The organism is Streptomyces sp. NEAU-YJ-81, from assembly GCF_017592595.1.
Classification (GTDB): domain Bacteria; phylum Actinomycetota; class Actinomycetes; order Streptomycetales; family Streptomycetaceae; genus Streptomyces; species Streptomyces hygroscopicus_B.
The window spans coordinates 167357-184296 of sequence record NZ_JAGFNO010000017.1; the positions used below are offsets into that span (position 1 = coordinate 167357).

At 73.5% G+C, this 16940-nt stretch carries 15 protein-coding genes; 7 read left to right on the forward strand and 8 right to left on the reverse strand.

Annotated features, from left to right (window positions below):
- Positions 1-58: 58 nt before the first annotated feature.
- Positions 59-976: a phosphatidylinositol-specific phospholipase C/glycerophosphodiester phosphodiesterase family protein gene (locus J5X86_RS30645; protein ID WP_208519943.1), complete on the forward strand. Its 918-nt coding sequence runs from the start codon at positions 59-61 to the stop codon at positions 974-976.
- Between the two features lie 54 nt (positions 977-1030).
- Positions 1031-1531, forward strand: a complete 501-nt coding sequence (locus tag J5X86_RS30650) for a GNAT family N-acetyltransferase (RefSeq protein WP_208519944.1) — start codon at positions 1031-1033, stop codon at positions 1529-1531.
- On the opposite strand, the gene J5X86_RS30655 is transcribed toward J5X86_RS30650, so the two are convergent.
- The gene (locus J5X86_RS30655; protein ID WP_208519945.1) at positions 1512-2777 is read right to left on the reverse strand and encodes an ROK family transcriptional regulator; all 1266 of its coding nucleotides are present in this window, start codon (positions 2775-2777) and stop codon (positions 1512-1514) included. The genes J5X86_RS30650 and J5X86_RS30655 overlap by 20 nt on opposite strands.
- A gap of 149 nt (positions 2778-2926) precedes the next feature.
- Positions 2927-4384 (reverse strand): xylulokinase, encoded by a 1458-nt coding sequence (xylB, locus tag J5X86_RS30660; RefSeq protein ID WP_208519946.1) that lies wholly within the window; start codon positions 4382-4384, stop codon positions 2927-2929.
- A gap of 118 nt (positions 4385-4502) precedes the next feature.
- Here xylB and xylA point away from each other — a divergent pair, with 118 nt between their 5' ends.
- Positions 4503-5675, forward strand: coding sequence for a xylose isomerase (gene xylA / locus J5X86_RS30665; protein WP_208519947.1), 1173 nt, complete (start codon positions 4503-4505; stop codon positions 5673-5675).
- Between the two features lie 55 nt (positions 5676-5730).
- Here xylA and J5X86_RS30670 read toward each other — a convergent pair whose 3' ends face one another.
- The 3 genes from J5X86_RS30670 to J5X86_RS30680 form a co-directional block, all read right to left on the reverse strand.
- Positions 5731-6834: a pectinesterase family protein gene (locus J5X86_RS30670; RefSeq protein ID WP_208519948.1), complete on the reverse strand. Its 1104-nt coding sequence runs from the start codon at positions 6832-6834 to the stop codon at positions 5731-5733.
- Positions 6835-7135: 301 nt separating this feature from the next.
- Positions 7136-8413, reverse strand: a complete 1278-nt coding sequence (locus J5X86_RS30675) for an SWF or SNF family helicase (protein WP_208519949.1) — start codon at positions 8411-8413, stop codon at positions 7136-7138.
- Positions 8410-11346, reverse strand: coding sequence for a DEAD/DEAH box helicase (locus J5X86_RS30680; RefSeq protein ID WP_208519950.1), 2937 nt, complete (start codon positions 11344-11346; stop codon positions 8410-8412). Before J5X86_RS30680 ends, J5X86_RS30675 begins: the two co-directional genes overlap by 4 nt.
- Before the next feature lie 142 nt (positions 11347-11488).
- Between J5X86_RS30680 and J5X86_RS30685 the strand changes: the two genes are divergently transcribed.
- Positions 11489-11671, forward strand: coding sequence for a hypothetical protein (locus J5X86_RS30685; protein ID WP_014057263.1), 183 nt, complete (start codon positions 11489-11491; stop codon positions 11669-11671).
- A gap of 323 nt (positions 11672-11994) precedes the next feature.
- Here J5X86_RS30685 and J5X86_RS30690 read toward each other — a convergent pair whose 3' ends face one another.
- Together J5X86_RS30690 and J5X86_RS30695 are read right to left on the reverse strand one after the other, a co-directional pair.
- Positions 11995-12792, reverse strand: coding sequence for a hypothetical protein (locus J5X86_RS30690; RefSeq protein ID WP_208519951.1), 798 nt, complete (start codon positions 12790-12792; stop codon positions 11995-11997).
- Positions 12793-12894: 102 nt separating this feature from the next.
- Positions 12895-13431, reverse strand: coding sequence for a PadR family transcriptional regulator (locus tag J5X86_RS30695; RefSeq protein ID WP_208519952.1), 537 nt, complete (start codon positions 13429-13431; stop codon positions 12895-12897).
- 101 nt (positions 13432-13532) lie between these two features.
- On the opposite strand from J5X86_RS30695, the gene J5X86_RS30700 reads away from it, so the two are divergent.
- Entirely contained in the window at positions 13533-14300 is a 768-nt protein-coding gene (locus tag J5X86_RS30700; protein ID WP_208519953.1) for an alpha/beta fold hydrolase, read from the forward strand.
- On the opposite strand, the gene J5X86_RS30705 is transcribed toward J5X86_RS30700, so the two are convergent.
- Positions 14291-14971 carry a class I SAM-dependent methyltransferase gene (locus J5X86_RS30705; protein ID WP_208519954.1) on the reverse strand — a complete coding sequence of 227 codons (681 nt, stop codon included), beginning with the start codon at positions 14969-14971 and terminating at the stop codon, positions 14291-14293. The two genes, J5X86_RS30700 and J5X86_RS30705, sit on opposite strands and share 10 nt — an antisense overlap.
- Before the next feature lie 240 nt (positions 14972-15211).
- Between J5X86_RS30705 and J5X86_RS30710 the strand changes: the two genes are divergently transcribed.
- Together J5X86_RS30710 and J5X86_RS30715 are read left to right on the forward strand one after the other, a co-directional pair.
- A complete protein-coding gene (locus tag J5X86_RS30710) occupies positions 15212-15730 on the forward strand; it encodes a roadblock/LC7 domain-containing protein (protein WP_208519955.1) in 519 nt (172 codons plus the stop codon).
- The gene (locus J5X86_RS30715; protein ID WP_208519956.1) at positions 15699-16892 is read left to right on the forward strand and encodes an alcohol dehydrogenase catalytic domain-containing protein; all 1194 of its coding nucleotides are present in this window, start codon (positions 15699-15701) and stop codon (positions 16890-16892) included. Before J5X86_RS30710 ends, J5X86_RS30715 begins: the two co-directional genes overlap by 32 nt.
- The last annotated feature ends 48 nt before the right edge of the window (positions 16893-16940 follow it).

The window sequence follows — 16940 nt, forward strand, 5'->3', positions numbered from 1 at the left end:
TCACTGGCGTCCATCCTGCGTATCCGGCACCGCGCCGGGACGAGAGCCGGGAGGCCCCATGGTCCGCCGTACACGCCGTGCCTTTGTCGTCACCCTCGGAGCCGCTCTGGCGGGCGGCGCGGCCGCGCCCGCGTTCGCGAGCACGGCCAGCTCGCTCGGCACCACGTCCGTCTCGAAGGACAGCCCGAAGGACAGCCCGAAGGACAGCTCGAAGGGCAAGCGGCCGCTGGCCAGAGCCCACGCCCACAACGACTACGAGCACCCGCGTCCGCTCCTCGACGCGCTCTCCCACGGCTTCGGCAGCGTCGAGGCCGACATCTGGCTGGTCGACGGCCAGTTGCTGGTCGCGCACGACGCCACCGACCTCGACCCCACCCGCACCCTGGAGTCGCTCTACCTCGACCCGCTGGCCCGGCGGGTGAAGGCCAACGGCGGCCGGGTCTACCGCGGCTACGACCTGTCGTTGCAGCTGCTGATCGACCTCAAGACCGCCGGGGAGGCCACCTACCTGGAGCTGGCCAAGCGGCTGCGCCACTACGGCCCCCTGTTCAGCGCCGCCTACGGCGGGGTGGACGGCCGGGTGCGCCGCGGCGCGGTGACGGCCGTCATCTCCGGCGACCGCGGCGCGCGGGCCCCCATGGAGGCCGAGAAGGTGCGCCACGCCTTCTACGACGGCCGTCTGGAGGATCTCGGCTCGGGTGTGCCCGCCTCCTTCATCCCGCTCATCAGCGCCGACTGGACCAAGACCTTCACCTGGACGGGGACCGGTCCGATGCCGCGGGCGGAGCGCGAGACGCTGCACCGCCTCGTCGCCTCCGCACACGCCGCCCGGCAGACCGTGCGTTTCTGGGCCACCCCGGACGTGGCCGGGCCGGAGCGAGACGCCCTGTGGCGTGAGCTCCTGGCCGCCGATGTGGACTACCTCAACACCGACGACCTGGCCGGGCTGGAGGCGTTCCTGCGCGCCGCCCGCTGACGCCTCGCGGGCGGCGGCCGGCAAAATCCCTCGCGCGCCGTCGCCCGCACCGCCATGCTGGCCCGCATGCTCATCAGGACTGCCACCGCCGAGGACTGGCCCGCCATCTGGGCCTTCCTGTGCCGCATCGTCGCCGCGGGTGAGACCTACACCTACCCCCGCGACCTGGACGAGGACCGGGCCCGCGACATCTGGATGCCGGAGCCCCCGAGCCGTACCGTCGTCGCCACCGACCCCGACGGCACGGTCCTGGGCTCGGCCAAGATGAACCCCAACCACATGGGACCCGGCGCGCATATCGCGGGGGCCAGCTTCATGGTCGCGCCCGAGCAGGGTGGGCGCGGTGTGGGCCGGGCCCTGGGGGAGCATGTGCTGGAGTGGGCGCGCGCCGAGGGCTACAAGGCGATGCAGTTCAACGCCGTGGTGGAGAGCAACACCCGGGCGGTGGCGCTGTGGCGCTCACTGGGCTTCGAGGTCATCGGCACCATCCCCAAGGCGTTCGACCACCCCACGAAGGGCTATGTGGGGCTGCACATCATGCATCGCTTCCTCTGACCCCGGCCGGCTCTCCGGCTCCGGCGGGGTCCCTGAACCCCGCCGGATCGTCGAGGACCGCCTGCACCACCGAGTTGGCCGCGCCCAGCAGCGGCCCGTCCGGGCCGAGCCGGGAGACGGTCACCGCGCCGCTGCCCGGACGGGCCGGGTCGGTGAGCCGCCGTCCCAACTCCCGCTCCAGGGCGGGCAGCAGCCAGGGCGCCAGCGGCGTCAGCGCACCGCCGAGCACCACCTTCTCCGGGTCCAGGAGGTTCACCGCGCCCGCGAGGGCGATCCCGAGCGCCGAGCCCGCGCCGCGCAGCGCACGCCGCACCCGCTGGTCGCCGCTCGCCGCCCTTACGGCCAGCACGGTGATACGGCCGCCGGGGCCCGGGTGCTGGGCCGCGGCCTGCTCGGGGGACAGGCCGCTCGCCCGCAGCACCGCCTCCTCGCCCGCGTACTGCTCCAGACAGCCGCGGCCGCCGCAGGCGCACTCGGGCCCCTCGGGACGCACCGGCACATGGCCCAGCTCGCCCGCGAAACCGTGGGTGCCGCGCAGCAGTTGTCCCTCCAGCACGACCGCGGCGCCGATGCCGATCTCGGCCGAGACATGGATGAAGTCCTGGGGTGCCGGGTCGTGGCCGCCCCGCCACAGCTCGGCGAGCGCGCTCAGATTCGCCTCGTTGTCGACGGTGACCGGCAGCCCGGGCAGCGCCGTGCGCAGTTCGGGGCCGATGTCCACCCCCTCCCAGCCCAGGTTGGGGGCGCGGACGACCAGCGACGAGTCCCGCGCCACCAGACCGGGCACCGCCACCGCGAGCCCCACCGGCCGCAGCCCGCCCAGCTCCGCCTCCGCCGCGACCTGCCGGACCAGGGAGGAGAGCTGGGTGAGCACCGGGGCCGGTGCACGGTCGCGGTTCGCCGAAGCTATCTCGGTGCGGGCCCGCACCCGCCCGGCGAGGTCCACCGCGCACACCGCGAGATGATCCACCCCGATCTCCGCGCCGAGTCCGGCCGGACCGCGCTCATTGAGCTGCAGGGCGCTGCCGGGGCGGCCGACCGTACCGGGCCGGGAGGGGCCCAGCTCGACCAGCAGCCCGTCCCGGATCAGCTCGTCGACGAGCGTGGAGACGGCGGCCCGGGTGAGCCCCACGCGGGCCGCCACCGACGCACGGGACAGCGGGCCGTGGGCGGCCACGGCGTGCAGCACGAGGGAGAGATTGCGCCGGCGCATCGCCTGCTGGGTGTTGGGCAGTGGCGCTGCCACCTGAATCCGTCTCCTCTCGACCGATCGCCCGATCCGCTCATTGTGCCGGGCCGCTACGACACCGGTCCGCCCGGCCGCCGCCGTACGGTGCTCACGCGAGCTGTACGGCGTTCACGCGAGCCGCGGCGTTCACGCGAGCCATACGGCGCTCACGCGTGGCGCAGCAGGCCGTCCGCGTCCGCCAGCACCCGGGAGAGCCGCTCCAGTGCCGCCTCGTCGCGGGGCACCGGACCGTAGGACGGCCCTTCGGCCGTCGCCCAGCGCCGCGCCACCGCCGCCGGGTCCTCGCCCAGCACCAGCCCCGCGGCCTGTGCGGCGGCCCCGAGGGCGACCAGCTCCTCGGCCCGGGGCACCTGAACCGGGCGCCCGCTCAGCCGCCGGACCGTCTCCCGCCACGCGGTGCCCTTGGCGCCACCTCCTATGAGCAACAGCGGGGCGTCGGGCGCCGCGTCCGCGTCCAGCACCTGGTCCAGCGCGGTGAGCAGGGCGAAGACGGCCCCGTCGTAGGCGGCCTGGAGCACCTGTCCCGGTGTGGTGTCGTGGCGCAGACCGTGCAGCAGTCCCGAGGCGTGCGGCAGATGGGGGGTGCGCTCGCCGTCGAGGAACGGCAGCAGTACGGCCGAGCCGCCCGCCTCCACCGCCTCCCGGTCGCGGCCCAGCAGCGCCGCGATCCGGTCCACCGCGAGCGTGCAGTTGAGCGTGCACGCCAGCGGCAGCCAGGCGTCCCGCGTGTCGGCGAACCCCGCGACCACCCCGGTGGGGTCGGCGGGCCGGTGGGCCGAGACCGCGTAGACGGTGCCGGAGGTGCCCAGGCTGAGTACCGGCTGCCCCGGGCGCAGGCCGAGCCCCAGGGCGGCCGCCATGTTGTCGCCCGTGCCGGTGGCCACCAGGGCGCCGGTGGGCAGCGGCAGATCGGGCAGCTCCCGTACGGTCCCGGCGGCCTCGCCGTGGCGCAGCACGCGCGGCAGCAGCTCGGGGGAGAGCCCGGCCCGGTCCAGGATCTCCTCGTCGTAGGACTCGGTGGCCGAGGACCACCAGCCGGTGCCCGAGGCGTCGCCCCGGTCGGTGGTTCCGTAGCCGGTGAGCCGCTCGGTGAGGTAGTCGTGGGGGAGCCGGACAGCCGCGGTGGCGCGGGCCGCCTCCGGCTCGTTCTCCCTGAGCCAGGCCCACTTGGTGACGGTGAAGGCGGGCGCGGGCACACTGCCGACCCGTTCCGCCCATGCCTTCGGGCCGCCCAGCTCCTCGATGAGCCGGTCGCGCTGCGGCGCGGAGCGCACATCGTTCCACAGCAGCGCGGGCCGCACCGAGCGGCCCGAGGCGTCCAGCGTGACCAGGCCGTGCTGCTGGCCGCCCACGGAGACCGCGGCCGCCTCCCGGGCCGGGTTCCCGCACTGGCGCAGCGCCTCGGTCAGCGCCTCCCACCACTGCTCGGGGGCGGACTCCTTACCGGTGCCGTCGCTGCCGCCGCCGACGGTGTGCGGGGCCTGTCCCCGGGCGACGACCGCGCCGGTCGCGGAGTCGACGACGAGCGCCTTGGTCGATTGCGTGGAGCTGTCCACGCCGACGACGAGCGGTCCTTGCGGCACGGGCACGGCTGCTGCTGCCATCTCGCGCTCTCCCTTGCGTCCATGGGTGGTGCGGTGTGCGGGTGGAACGGGGCTTCCCCGGAATGCTCGCGCATACTAATTTGTAAAGCGCCATGACGAAATAGGCGAGGGAGCCGCGATGAGCTACAACCCCACCCCCGAGGACAGGTTCACCTTCGGACTGTGGACGGTCGGCTGGCAGGGCCGGGACCCGTTCGGGGACGCCACCCGCCCGGCGCTCGACCCCGTGGAGTCCGTGACCCGGCTCGCCGAACTCGGCGCGTACGGCGTCACCTTCCACGACGACGACCTCATCCCCTTCGGGGCCTCGGCGACCGAGCGCGAATCGCATATCAAGCGCTTCCGGCAGGCCCTGGACGCCACCGGGATGACCGTCCCCATGGCCACCACCAACCTCTTCACCCATCCCGTCTTCAAGGACGGCGCCTTCACCGCCAACGACCGCGATGTGCGCCGCTACGCGCTGCGCAAGACCATGCGCAACATCGACCTCGCCGCCGAACTGGGCGCCAAGACCTATGTGGCCTGGGGCGGCCGCGAGGGCGCGGAGTCCGGCGGTGCCAAGGACGTGCGCGCCGCGCTCGACCGGATGAAGGAGGCGTTCGACCTGCTCGGCGCCTACGTCATCGAGCAGGGCTACGATCTGCGCTTCGCCATCGAACCCAAGCCCAACGAGCCGCGCGGCGACATCCTGCTGCCGACCGTCGGCCACGCGCTGGCCTTCATCGAGCGGCTGGAGCGGCCCGAGCTGTACGGCGTCAACCCGGAGGTCGGCCATGAGCAGATGGCCGGGCTGAACTTCCCGCACGGCATCGCGCAGGCACTGTGGGCGGGCAAGCTCTTCCACATCGACCTCAACGGCCAGAACGGCATCAAGTACGACCAGGACCTGCGGTTCGGCGCGGGCGATCTGCGGGCCGCCTTCTGGCTGGTCGACCTGCTGGAGACGGGTGGCTACGAGGGTCCGCGCCACTTCGACTTCAAGCCCCCGCGCACCGAGGACATCTCGGGCGTCTGGGCCTCGGCGGCGGGCTGCATGCGCAACTACCTCATCCTCAAGGAGCGGGCGGCCGCCTTCCGCGCCGACCCCGAGGTCCAGGAGGCGCTGCGCGCCTCGCGTCTGGACCAGCTGGGCGAGCCGACCCTCGGGGAGGGCGAGACCCCGGCGGCGCTGCTCGCGGACCGCACCGCCTTCGAGGACTTCGACGTCGAGGCGGCCGCCGAGCGCGGTATGGCCTTCGAGCGCCTGGACCAGCTCGCCATGGACCATCTGCTCGCCGCGCGCGGCTGACCGCGTCCGGCCGCCGGTCCCGCCCCCCGACGGGACCGGCGGCCGGGGCTCATCGTCAGGCCGACGGCTGCCAGCCGCCGAGCCAGTCGGCGATCTCGTAGTCCGCGGCCTGGGCGTCGGTCAACTGCGGCCGGTCGGTGCTCGCCGCACCGGAACCGGCGCCGGTGTTCTTGTACTCCCCGAAGCGGTCGTCCTTCCAGGAGAAGCCGCTCATGTCCGTCCACGGAGTGGTCTTGATCGCCGCTGACAGATCCGTATTGCGGACGATCGCCTGCGGATCGAGACTGGCGTCGCCGCCCGCGTGCCAGGGGCGGCCGAGGTAGAACGACCGGCTGCTGACATCCCCGGTGATGTTGCTGTTGATGAACAGGAAGCCCTTCTTTCCGGCCGCCGTCGAGGGCGCCGCGACATAGCCGCCGGAGCTGCCGTCGTAGCGCTTGGCGAGCCGGATCGCCGACTTGTTGATGACGGCGGAGGCACGGCCGAAGATGAAGTCGACGTTCCCTTGGATCCAGGCGTTGTTGATGTACACCCGGCCGACCGTGGACTTGCTCGCGGAGTCCAGCAGCAGGGTGTCCTGGTCTCCGACCGCCCCGATGTTGTCCAGGACGATCCGGTCGCCCGCGGTGCGCAGCGCGACCGCCTGCTTGTCGGTGATGGCGCTGTTGGCCTCGTTGAAGTCGTTCACGAACTGCAGATTGCGGGCCTGGAAGTCATCGGCCTCGACGGCGACGGTCGCGCTGCCGCTGGTGCCGTAGGTGCCTCCGCCGGGCTTGGGGGTGCCGGAGGCGTTGTTGTAGACGATCGTCACATCGTTCTTGCCGCTCGTCGTGCCCACCAGCCGGATATGCGGCTTGTTGGCGGGGACCTTCACCGTCTCGCGGTATGTACCGGGCTTGACGGAGATGGTGACGGCGGACGGGTTGTTGGCCGGCACCGCGTCGACGGCCGCCTGCACGGTGGTGTAGTTACCGCTGCCGTCCTTGGCCACCACGATGGTGGCCGCCGCGGCCGGAGGCGTGGCGGCATGCGCCCGGGCGCCGTCGCCGAGCCAGCCGGCGGCCGGGGCGACGACGAGCCCGACGCCGGTGGCAAGGGCAAGGGAGCCGATGAGCGGAGCGGGGCGGCGCCGCCGGGGGCGCCGTGGGCTGAGGGTCATGGTCGGTGACTCCGTCCCGTGGAGACGTGCCGAGGGGGTTGACGCCCTTACGGTCTCCACGGCCCACCCAAAGGTTGCCGCCCCGTCGCCTTCGGCCCGGCTGGATCTTCCACCCGTCCTGTCCGCCCTCACCGGCCACGGGACGGCCGCCTGGAAGGGGCAACCCCGAGGCCGCCTCCGCGATGGGTTGACGGCCGGGGGCCACTCACTGGCGCTTCTCCCTTACAGGCGCGCCGTCGACGCTGGGCGGCTTCCCGGCGCGCCAGTGGCGGAGGGATGCCGCCACCGGCCGTGCGCCGCGTCAGCCGTCGGAGCCGGGCATCGCCAGCGCCGCCGCCGGGTCGTGTCCGGCCGGGCCCGCCGGCCACCAGCGGCCGTGTTCCTTGCGGTACGGCCACCAGCGGCCGTCGCGTCCGTAGCGCACCTGGAGATCGGCGCCCACCACCGTCCAGCGGTTCCCCGCGGCGCGTAGCCCGGGCGCCCGCTCGTCATCCTCCCAGGCGGCGGCGAGCTGCACGCGGGCACGCGCGAGGGCTGCCGCGTCCGGCGTCCATTCCTCCTCCAGAACGGTGAGCGCGGCGGCCCCGCCGTGCTCCCAGGCACGGACGGCCCGCGCCAGATCGGCGCGGTCACGCCCGCAACCGGCCGCGAGCCGGGCGGCGATCGGGGCCGGGGGACCGGCAGCGGTCAGCCGCACCGTGTCCTGCCACACCGTCAGTGCCGCCGGGACCGGGGAGGAGGCGTGGCCGGGCGAGAGGGCCTCGGCCAGCAGCCGCTGGGCGCGTACGGCGGCGTCCGCCGCCAGGAACTCCAGCGCGGCGACGTCCAGCCCCTCGGCCGGGTCCGTGCCGCCCGCCAGCGCCGGAGGACGGCCGGGCGCCGCGACGGCGGGCGGCGGTGCGGGCAGCGCCGGCGGACCGGGCGCGGCGAACGCCTCCCGGGCCGGTACGCCCTCCGGGGCAGGGGGAGAGGCGTCCTCCGCCGTCCGCGGGAGGTGCGGGGCGGCCCGCGCCGCGCTGCGCACCTGGAGCTCGTCCAGCAGCTCCCGCTCCCCGCGCCCGCGCATCAGGAGCAGCAGATACGGATCCTCGTCCAGCAGCCGGGCCAGTTGGTAGCACAGCGCGGCGGTGTGCAGGCAGTGGTCCCACGCCTCGCAGCCGCACTCCGGCTCCAGATCGCCTATCCCCGGCAGCAGTTCGACGCCCACGGCCGCCGCGTCCTCGGCCAACTGCGGGGGCATGTCGCGGTCCAGCAGGGCGGCGATATGGCCGGAGCGGTCCGCGACCACCTCCAGCAGCCGGTCCCATTCCGCCTCGGTGAACTCCCGCAGCAGCACGTCGGATCGGTAAGGCGTGCGGTCGCGGTCCCGCACCACGCCGGTGACCCGGCCCGGACGTACGCACACCGCGCCCACCGCGCCCTCGCGCGCCTGCTTGCGGCCGCGCCTCAGCTGCTCTCCGTCCAGCGCCGTGTCCTCCAGGGCCTTCAGCCATGCCTGGCCCCACCAGGTGCCGGCGAAGCCGCGGCCGCGGGCGGGCGGCAGGGCGGCGAAGGTGCGCTCGACCTCGGCACGGCTCATCGTTCGGTCCCCCGCAGCTCCACGAGCTCTGCCAGCTCGGCGTCGGTCAGTTCGGTCAGCGCGCCCTCGCCGGAGCCGAGCACGGCGTCCGCCAGCTCCTGCTTGCGCGTCAGCATCGCGGCGATGCGGTCCTCCACGGTCCCCTCCGCGATGATGCGGTGGACCTGCACCGGCTGGGTCTGGCCGATGCGGTACGCGCGGTCGGTGGCCTGGGCCTCGACGGCCGGGTTCCACCAGCGGTCGTAGTGCACGACATGCCCGGCCCGGGTGAGATTGAGCCCCGTGCCCGCCGCCTTCAGCGACAGCAGGAACACCGGGACCTCGCTGTCCTGGAAGCTCCGCACCATCTCCTCGCGCCGCGCCACCGGCGTACCGCCGTGCAGCAGCTGGGCCGGCACCCCGCGCGCGGCCAGATGGCCCTCCAGGATGCGTGCCATCTGGACGTACTGGGTGAAGACCAGGACGCTCGCGCCCTCGGCCAGGATGGTGTCCAGCAACTCGTCGAGCAGTTCCAGCTTGCCGGAGCGCCCGGGGATCACGGGCCGGTCCTCCTTCAGATACTGCGCCGGGTGATTGCAGATCTGCTTCAGACCGGTGAGCAGCTTGACGATGAGCCCACGCCGGACGAGACCGCCGGTGCCGGAGATCTCGGCGAGGATCTCGCGCACCACCGCCTCGTAGAGCCCCGCCTGCTCCTTGGTGAGCGCGACGGCCCGGTCCGTCTCGGTCTTCGGCGGCAGCTCGGGGGCGATACCGGGGTCCGACTTGCGGCGCCTGAGCAGAAAGGGGCGGACCAGTTTCGCCAGCCGCGCGGCGGCCTCGGGGTCGCTTCCGCTCTCCACGGCCTGGGCGTAGCGCCTGCGGAACGCACCGTGGGTGCCCAGCACGCCCGGTGTGGTCCAGTCGAGGATCGCCCACAGCTCGGAGAGGTTGTTCTCGATGGGGGTTCCGGAGAGCGCCACGCGGGCCTGCGCGCCGATGGTGCGCAGCTGCCGTGCCGTCGCCGAGAACGGGTTCTTCACATGCTGCGCCTCGTCCGCGACCACCATGCCCCACGGCCCGGCCTCGGCCAGCCGCTGCGCGTCGAGCCGCATCGTGCCGTAGGTGGTGAGGACGAATTCCCCGTCCGCGAGGCCGTCCAGGCTGCGCGTGGGGCCGTGGAAGCGGCGCACCGGGGTGCCCGGCGCGAACCTCTCGATTTCGCGCCGCCAATTGCCCATCAGCGAGGTGGGGCAGACCACCAGAGTGGGTCCGGAGGCTTTGGGGATGGATCGGCGGTGCAGATGGAGGGCGATCAGGGTGATGGTCTTGCCGAGCCCCATGTCGTCGGCGAGACAGCCGCCGAGGCCGATCGAGGTCATACGGACCAGCCAGTCCAGGCCGCGCAGCTGATAGTCGCGCAGCGTGGCGGCCAGAGCGGCCGGCTGGGACACGGGCGGCGGCTGTGCGCCGGCGGCCCCCTCGGGGTCGGCGAGATGGTCCCGCAGGGCCTCCAGCCAGCCGGTGGGCCGCACCTCCACCTCGGTGCCGTCGGCTTCCGCGCGACCGGTAAGGACGGCACCGAGGGCGTCGGCGGGGGTGAGCTTGCGGTCCTGCCGGTCGCGGACGCGGCGGGCCGCTTCGGGGTCGAGGAGGACCCATTGGTCGCGCAACCGCACCACCGGCCGGCTGGCCTCTGCGAGCTGGTCCAGCTCGGCGCGGGTGAGCTCCTGGTCGCCCACGGCGAACCGCCAGCTGAAGCGCAGCAGCGCGTCGGCGGAGAGGAAGGCGGGGAACCGGGGTCCGGCGTCGTCCTGAGCCTCGTCGTCGTCCGGGCCGATGACGGCACGTGCGGTGAGCCCGCGGGCCAGCTCCCTGGGCCAGTGCACCTGGACCCCGGCGGCGTCCAGCGCCCCGGCCGCCGGGCCGAGCAGCTCGGCGACCTCCTCGTCGGCCAGGTCCAGGGCGTCGGGCACGGCGGCCGACAGCAGCGGGGCGAGCGGCGACCAGGCGCGGGCCGCGCGCCGCAGGGTCAGCAGCGCGTCCATACGGGCGCGCGGACCGAGGGCCGGGATGACGGGCGAGGTGCCCGCCCAGACATCGGCGGCGTCCGCGACCAGCGCCGGGTCGGTGAGGCTGTGCAGCTGGAGGACGGCACGGAAGTGCGGCCTGTCCGCCTTACCGTTCCCACCGCCGCCGTGCAGCAGCTCGATACGGACCGAGAGCCGCACCCCCGCGTCATGCCCGGCGGCCACATCGGCGGCCCAGGCCCGCTGTTCGGGCAGCCGCCGTGGCGTGGTGGCGGCGAAGGCGGGGCCGCCCGCGGCCGGCGCCGCGGCGGGCGAGCGCGGCAGCCCGTCTGCCACCGCGTCCAGGAACGCGCGCAGATGCCGCTCGGGCTCGGGCAGCAGCACCGGGCCGGAGGCGGGCAGCGGCGTCGCGTGCGCGCTGGGCGGCATGGCGGCGGCCAGTGCCCGCACCCGTGTCAGGTCGTCGGGGGTGAGTGGGCCGACGCGCCAGGCGTCGTGGTCGGTGGCGGTGAGCCCGGGCAGCAGCTTTCCGCGGGCCGCGAGTTGGAGGGCGAGTACGGCCGCGGCGCCCCAGAAGGCCGTGGCGGGGTCGCACTGGCCCGGACCGGCCTGTGCGGCCCGCGCCCGGGCGCGGGTGAGCACCGGCAGCGCCTCGCCCAGGGGCAGCACGAGCGCCCGTACGGTCCGTGTCCGGATGTCGAAGCCGGTGGGGGCGGGGCCGGTGGAGGCGTCGTCGGCGCCGTCCACCGGGACGGCGACCGTCACCTCCTCGGCGGAGCCGGTGGCGGGACCGGAGGGGGTGGACCCGTCCGGCCGCCAGAAGGCGATCCGGCCGGTGCGTGCCGGATCACCGGGAAGGAAGACCGCGGTGCAGCGGGAGAGTTCGGCGACGTCGGAGGGTGTTGCCGCGGAGGGTGGGGTCACAGCGCTGAGCGTTCCTCAAATTTGACTAGTGGAGCCCGGGCCGCCCGAGGGTACAGGATGACGGCGCGAGGAGGAACCGGGTGCCGTCGGTGTCCGTTGTGTGGAGTGAGTGCGGCTATGGGCCGTGAAGGAGGCGGGTGAAATGTCCACACGCGCGAAGGTCGCCACCGGTGGTGTGGTGGCAGGTGTGATCCTGCTCTGGGTGTTGCCCTTCTGGGCGGCGCTGCTGGTGATCGTGGGAGTGCCGGCGGCGGCCTATCTGCTGCTTGACTCCTCCCAGCGCCGCAGGTTGCACAGGGTCTCCCGGAAGCAGCTGGGCCGCTGAAGCAGCCGGGGCCGCCGAGCGCGGCCGCGGAAGGCGGCCGGCCGGGCTCGGGGTCACGGGCGGCGCGCACCCGGGAGTGACCGTGCAGCACCGATCGCGGACCGCCCGCGACCCCGTTCGGGCTCGGCCGGCTGGGGGAGCGGTCATGTCTCGCTGAGGCCCGGGGTGGCGTCCATGGCCCGGACGGGCGCAGTGGGCCGTGGCGACCGTAAGGACGGCGGGCCATGCGCTCGTCGTCCTTGACCGGCCCGGACGGAGGAGGGCACTCAGGTTCTCAGTGGGGTTGCCAGGCCGGCCGCTCAGGTCTCGGCGAGGTCGTGCTCTCAGTGGGGTCGCATGGCCAGCTTGTCCAGGGCCGTCAGCAGCTCCGGCAGCTCGGGGCCACGGCCGACCGGCAGCACCTCGCCCGGAGCGTCGTCCAGCAGCACGAAGGCGATGTCGTCGGTCCGGGCCACCATGCTCCAGCCCGGCCCGTCGGCCCGGAGGGTCCGCGCGTCACCGGAGGCGAACGCCGAACGGATCCGGCCCGCCGGCGGGGGCGAGGCCAGATAGCCGCGCGCCTCCTCGAGCACTCGCCGTACGCCCCCGTGCGGCTTCTCGCCCGGGGCCACGAACGTCACGTCGCTGTCGACCTGCTCACGCCAGATCGCCCACTGGAGCGCGATCTCATCGGCACCCAGCCGCCGCTGGGCCGGGCCCCACCGCTCGGAGTCCGGTGGTGTCAGCGCCGCCCGGGAGGCGTCCGCCCCCAGTTCGGCGCCGGGAGCGGGGTCATGCGGAGCCGGTACGCCCGGGGCGGCCACGGCCACCGCGAGCGGCCAGCCGGGAAGGGAGGCGACCACCGTCCGGTCGTCGATGGCCAGGGCGTACTCCATACCGCAGTCCCAGGTCGCGATGGCACACGCCACGAGTGACACATCGTCGGTGACCACCGTCCAGCGGGCACCGCCGCCGTCCTGCCCCAGCACCAGTCCGTAGCCGGTCTCGTACGGCTCCAGCCCGAGCACGGCACATGCCTCGGGATAGTCGTCACCGAGCACGCTCGGGAATTGAGCGGGTGTCAGCAGCACCGCGGTCAGCACATACAGTGCCTCGTCGCCTGACTCCTCCGTGGCGGGCACGACAGCCTCCTCTTGCGCATGCGGATCCGAAGGGCGATCCGTCGTCGCGCACCTTAACCACCCAGTAGCCATGGAGTCGAGACATCGGGTCGCGGTCGGTCCTCAGTCGTCGGTCGCCGCGCGGAGCGTGTCGAGCGTGCGCCGCAGCCAGGACAGTTCGGCCTGGCTGGTGGCCCGGGCGATGGTGAGGATGCCGCGCCGGAAGGGGTCCTCCACCTCTTCGGCCCGCAGTGGACGGTCACCCTCGTAGAAAAAGCTCGACGGCTGCCGCAGAAAGGCCATCCGGCGCTCCAGCAGCTCCGCCTGTGCCGACGGGTCGTCCAGATGCCGCAGGAACGCCAGCAGGGTGAACCAGCGGTTCTCGTCGGTGATGTCGATGTCCGCCGGATGCGCGAGGCGGCGGCGCAGCTCCGCATGTCCCTCGGGGGTCAGCGTGAGGACGTGCCGGGGCGCGGCTCCCGCGCCCGGCTGGGTCCGGCGGGCCAGCAGCCCGGCCTTCTCCAGCCGCTTGATCGCCGGGTAGAGGGTGCTCTCGGCCACGGGTTTCACATGTCCGGTCAGCGCGGCGATGCGCTTGCGCAACTCGTAACCGTGCAGGGGGGCGTCGTGGAGGAAGCCCAGGATGGCGAGTTCGAGCATGACCGCATTGTGTCGCATGGCCGCTGTACCTCGCAGGCGCAATACATCGAGAACGATGTATTGTCGGTGTTCGACGCGATCCGTAAGGCGGGAGTCAGGCCATGCAGCACGCTTCATTCGGCCCGGAAGGGGCCCACATCGGATGGACCGGCACGGCCGGGGCCGGGGACGGTGGCCCGCCGCGGGTCTATGTCCATGGACTCGGCGCGTCATCGGCCGTCTATCACGCCCATATAGCCGCCGTCCCGGCCCTCGCGGGCCGTCGGTCGCTCTTCGTGGACCTGCCCGGCCACGGGATCAGCGACCGCCCCGCCGATTTCGGCTACACGCTGGAGGACCACGCCGACGCACTGGCCGCGGCCCTCGACGCGGCCGGGGTGCGGGGCGCCGAGCTCATCGGGCACAGCATGGGCGGATCGGTGGCCATCGTGCTGGCGGTGCGCCGCCCGGAGCTGGTGTCCCGTCTCGTGCTCACCGAGGCCAATCTGGATCCGGACCCGCCGCTGACGGCGGGCAGCAGCCGGATCAGCACGTACACGGAGGACGTGTTCGTGCGCGGTGGCGGTTTCGAGGAGACCCTGGAGCGGATCGGGCCGGTGTGGCGGGCGACGATGCGGCTCGCCGACCCGACCGCCCTGCACCGCAGCGCGTGCGCGCTGGCCCGCGGCACCCGGCCGACCATGCGAGAAATGCTCCTCGGCCTGGAGATCCCCCGCATGTATCTCGTCGGCGGGAACGGCGAGGAGCTCACCGGGCGCGAGGAGCTGACGGCGGCCGGAGTGACGGTTCGCACCGTGCCCGGAGCGGGGCATAACGTGATGTTCGACAACGCCCCCGGCTTCGCGGCGGCGATCGGGGATCAGCCCTGACCGGACCGATCCGGCTGACCGGTCCCGTCCGGCCGGCCGTTCCGCCCCGTCCAGTCGATTTCGCGGACGGCGAGCGCCAGAAAGCGTGTGTCCTCGTCGGTGTACGACTCCAGGCGCCAGCCGGCGCCCGCCAGCAACGGCCGCAACCGGGGCTCCGCCCGCAGGTCGTCGGGGGTCAGGGGGCGGCCGTGGCGGGCGGCGAGAGCGGCCCGTCCCACCGGATGGAACAGCGCGAGCCGCCCGCCGGGGCGCACCACCCGGGCCAGTTCCCGCAAGCCCGGCCCGGGGTCGGCGAGATGGGAGATCAGCCCGGCGGCGAACACCGCGTCGAGGCGGCCGTCGCGCAGCGGCAGCCGCGCCACATCGGCGAGGGCGAGGCCCGCGAAGCCGTCCCGGCCCTGGCGTACGGCGGCGTCCAGCATGGCGGGCGTGAGGTCCACGCCGAGGACGGTTCCCTCGGGGCCGACCGCGGCGCGCAGCGCCGGCAGCGCGCGCCCCGTCCCGCATCCCGCGTCGAGGACCGCGTCCCCGGGGCGCGGCCCGAGGTCGGCGACGGCGGCGGCGTAGGCGGGGCCGTCGTCCGGGAAGCGGCTGTCCCAGTCGGCCGCCCGGGGGGTGAAGAAGTCCCTCACATCGGCCGCACTGTTTCCGTGGGAGGGCTCATGTGGCACGGGAACTCCTCGGGACACCTTGGATACGACGGTGAAGCGATGCGATGAGCAAGCAGCCTACGCCCGCATCGAGTGCAGATTCGGACGCTGACCGATCGCTCTGGCATCTGACTCTGTCAAATTTCAACAGGTTCCGGAATGCGCCCCCAAGGTGCACCCCTGCCGGGTCTAGCGTCCCTGACCCAGGGGGGACCTGGAGCGCCGCCCGGCGCGGCGCATCCCGACCGAGGGAGACCGCCCATGACCAAGCCCCGCAGTGCCGCCGCACGCTCCATGGCCGATCTCGACCGGATCCTGGACGATCTGGTGGCGGGGGCCGGAGGTGTACGCCATGCCGTGGTGCTCTCCCGGGACGGGGCGACCGTCAGCGCGTCCCGTGGGCTCTCCCGCCAGGAGGCCGAGCACCTGGCCGCCGTCGCCTCCGGATTCCACCGCGTCGCCGCGAGCGCGGGGCGCCGGGGGCGCGGCGGCCCGCTCCGGCGGACGATGATCGAGATGGCGGCGGGCCTCCTCTGCGTCGCGGCGCTGGCGGACGGCGCGTGCCTGGCCGTTCTGAGCACCGCGGGCGCCGAGCCGGGCGTGGTCGCCGAGGAGACATCCCGGCTCGTGGACCTGGTGGACCGGCGGCGCGGGCCGTGGTCCCGCCGACGCTTCGGCCGGATCCGCCGGGGTACCCGGAACGGCCTCCGGAAGACCATGCCGACGACCATGTCGAAGGGATGCGGCGATGCGAGCGGTGACCTGGCAGGGCCGGCATGATGTGCGGGTCGAGACGGTGCCGGACCCCATCATCAAGGCGTCGACGGACGCGGTCGTCCGGATCACCACCACCGGGCTGTGCGGCTCCGATCTGCATCTGTACGAGGTGCTCACGCCCTTCATGACCCCCGGCGACATCCTCGGCCACGAGCCGATGGGCATCGTGGAGGAGACCGGTCCGGAGGTGACGCACATCAGCCCCGGCGACCGCGTGGTGGTCCCGTTCCAGATCGCCTGCGGACACTGCTGGATGTGCCGCTCCGGTCTGCCGACGCAGTGCGAGACCACCCAGGTCGCCGAGCACGGCATGGGGGCGGAGCTCTTCGGCTACACCAAGCTCTACGGCGCGGTGGCCGGCGGCCAGGCGGAGTATCTGCGGGTGCCGCAGGCCCAGTACGGCCCGATCAAGGTGCCCGAAGGGGTCCGGGACGACCGCTTCGTCTATCTCTCCGACGTGCTGCCCACGGCATGGCAGGCCGTCGAGTACGCGGAGATTCCGCGCGGTGGCACGCTCGCGGTCCTGGGACTGGGCCCCATCGGAATCATGGCCTGCCGGGTGGCGAGGGTCCGGGGGATGGCCGACCGGGTCATCGGAGTGGACCTCGTCCCCGAACGGCTGCGCCGAGCGTGCGGCGACGGTGTCGAGGTCCATGACCTCGATGACTTCTCCCGTCAGGAGGACCTGGTCGAGGCCATCCTCTCGACCACCGGCGGCCGCGGACCGGACGCGGTCATCGACGCCGTGGGGGCGGAGGCCCATGGCAGCCCGCTCGGCCGGACCGCCCAGCGGGTCGCGGGCTTCCTTCCGCGGGACTGGGCCGCCAAGCTCACGGAGAAGACCGGGGTCGACCGGCTGGCGGCGCTGCGGCTCGCCATCGCGCTGGTGCGGCGTGGCGGAACGATCTCCCTCAGCGGCGTGTACGGAGGCATGGCCGATCCGCTGCCGCTGATGACCATGTTCGACAAGCAGATCCAGCTGCGGATGGGCCAGGCGAACGTGCGGCGCTGGGCCGACGACATCTTCCCGCTGCTGACGGACGACGACCCGTTGGGCGTCGACGGGTTCGCCACCCATCGCATGCCGCTGGAGGAGGCACCCCGCGCCTATGAGATGTTCCAGCACAAGGAGGACGGTGCGATAAAGATCCTCATGCGCCCGTAAACGTCGGATGGGCGGGGTGCGTCATGAAGGAATGGATTTCGGTCGAAT

Bases quoted from the DNA above. Each gene is read 5' to 3' on its own strand.
- J5X86_RS30645 (WP_208519943.1), top strand. From the start codon at position 59: ATGGTCCGCCGTACACGCCGTGCCTTTGTCGTCACCCTCGGAGCCGCT.
- J5X86_RS30650 (WP_208519944.1), top strand. From the start codon at position 1,031: ATGCTGGCCCGCATGCTCATCAGGACTGCCACCGCCGAGGACTGGCCC.
- xylB (WP_208519946.1), bottom strand. From the start codon at position 4,384: ATGGCAGCAGCAGCCGTGCCCGTGCCGCAAGGACCGCTCGTCGTCGGC.
- xylA (WP_208519947.1), top strand. From the start codon at position 4,503: ATGAGCTACAACCCCACCCCCGAGGACAGGTTCACCTTCGGACTGTGG.
- J5X86_RS30670 (WP_208519948.1), bottom strand. From the start codon at position 6,834: ATGACCCTCAGCCCACGGCGCCCCCGGCGGCGCCGCCCCGCTCCGCTC.
- J5X86_RS30675 (WP_208519949.1), bottom strand. From the start codon at position 8,413: ATGAGCCGTGCCGAGGTCGAGCGCACCTTCGCCGCCCTGCCGCCCGCC.
- J5X86_RS30685 (WP_014057263.1), top strand. From the start codon at position 11,489: ATGTCCACACGCGCGAAGGTCGCCACCGGTGGTGTGGTGGCAGGTGTG.
- J5X86_RS30695 (WP_208519952.1), bottom strand. From the start codon at position 13,431: ATGCTCGAACTCGCCATCCTGGGCTTCCTCCACGACGCCCCCCTGCAC.
- J5X86_RS30700 (WP_208519953.1), top strand. From the start codon at position 13,533: ATGCAGCACGCTTCATTCGGCCCGGAAGGGGCCCACATCGGATGGACC.
- J5X86_RS30710 (WP_208519955.1), top strand. From the start codon at position 15,212: ATGACCAAGCCCCGCAGTGCCGCCGCACGCTCCATGGCCGATCTCGAC.
- J5X86_RS30715 (WP_208519956.1), top strand. From the start codon at position 15,699: ATGCGAGCGGTGACCTGGCAGGGCCGGCATGATGTGCGGGTCGAGACG.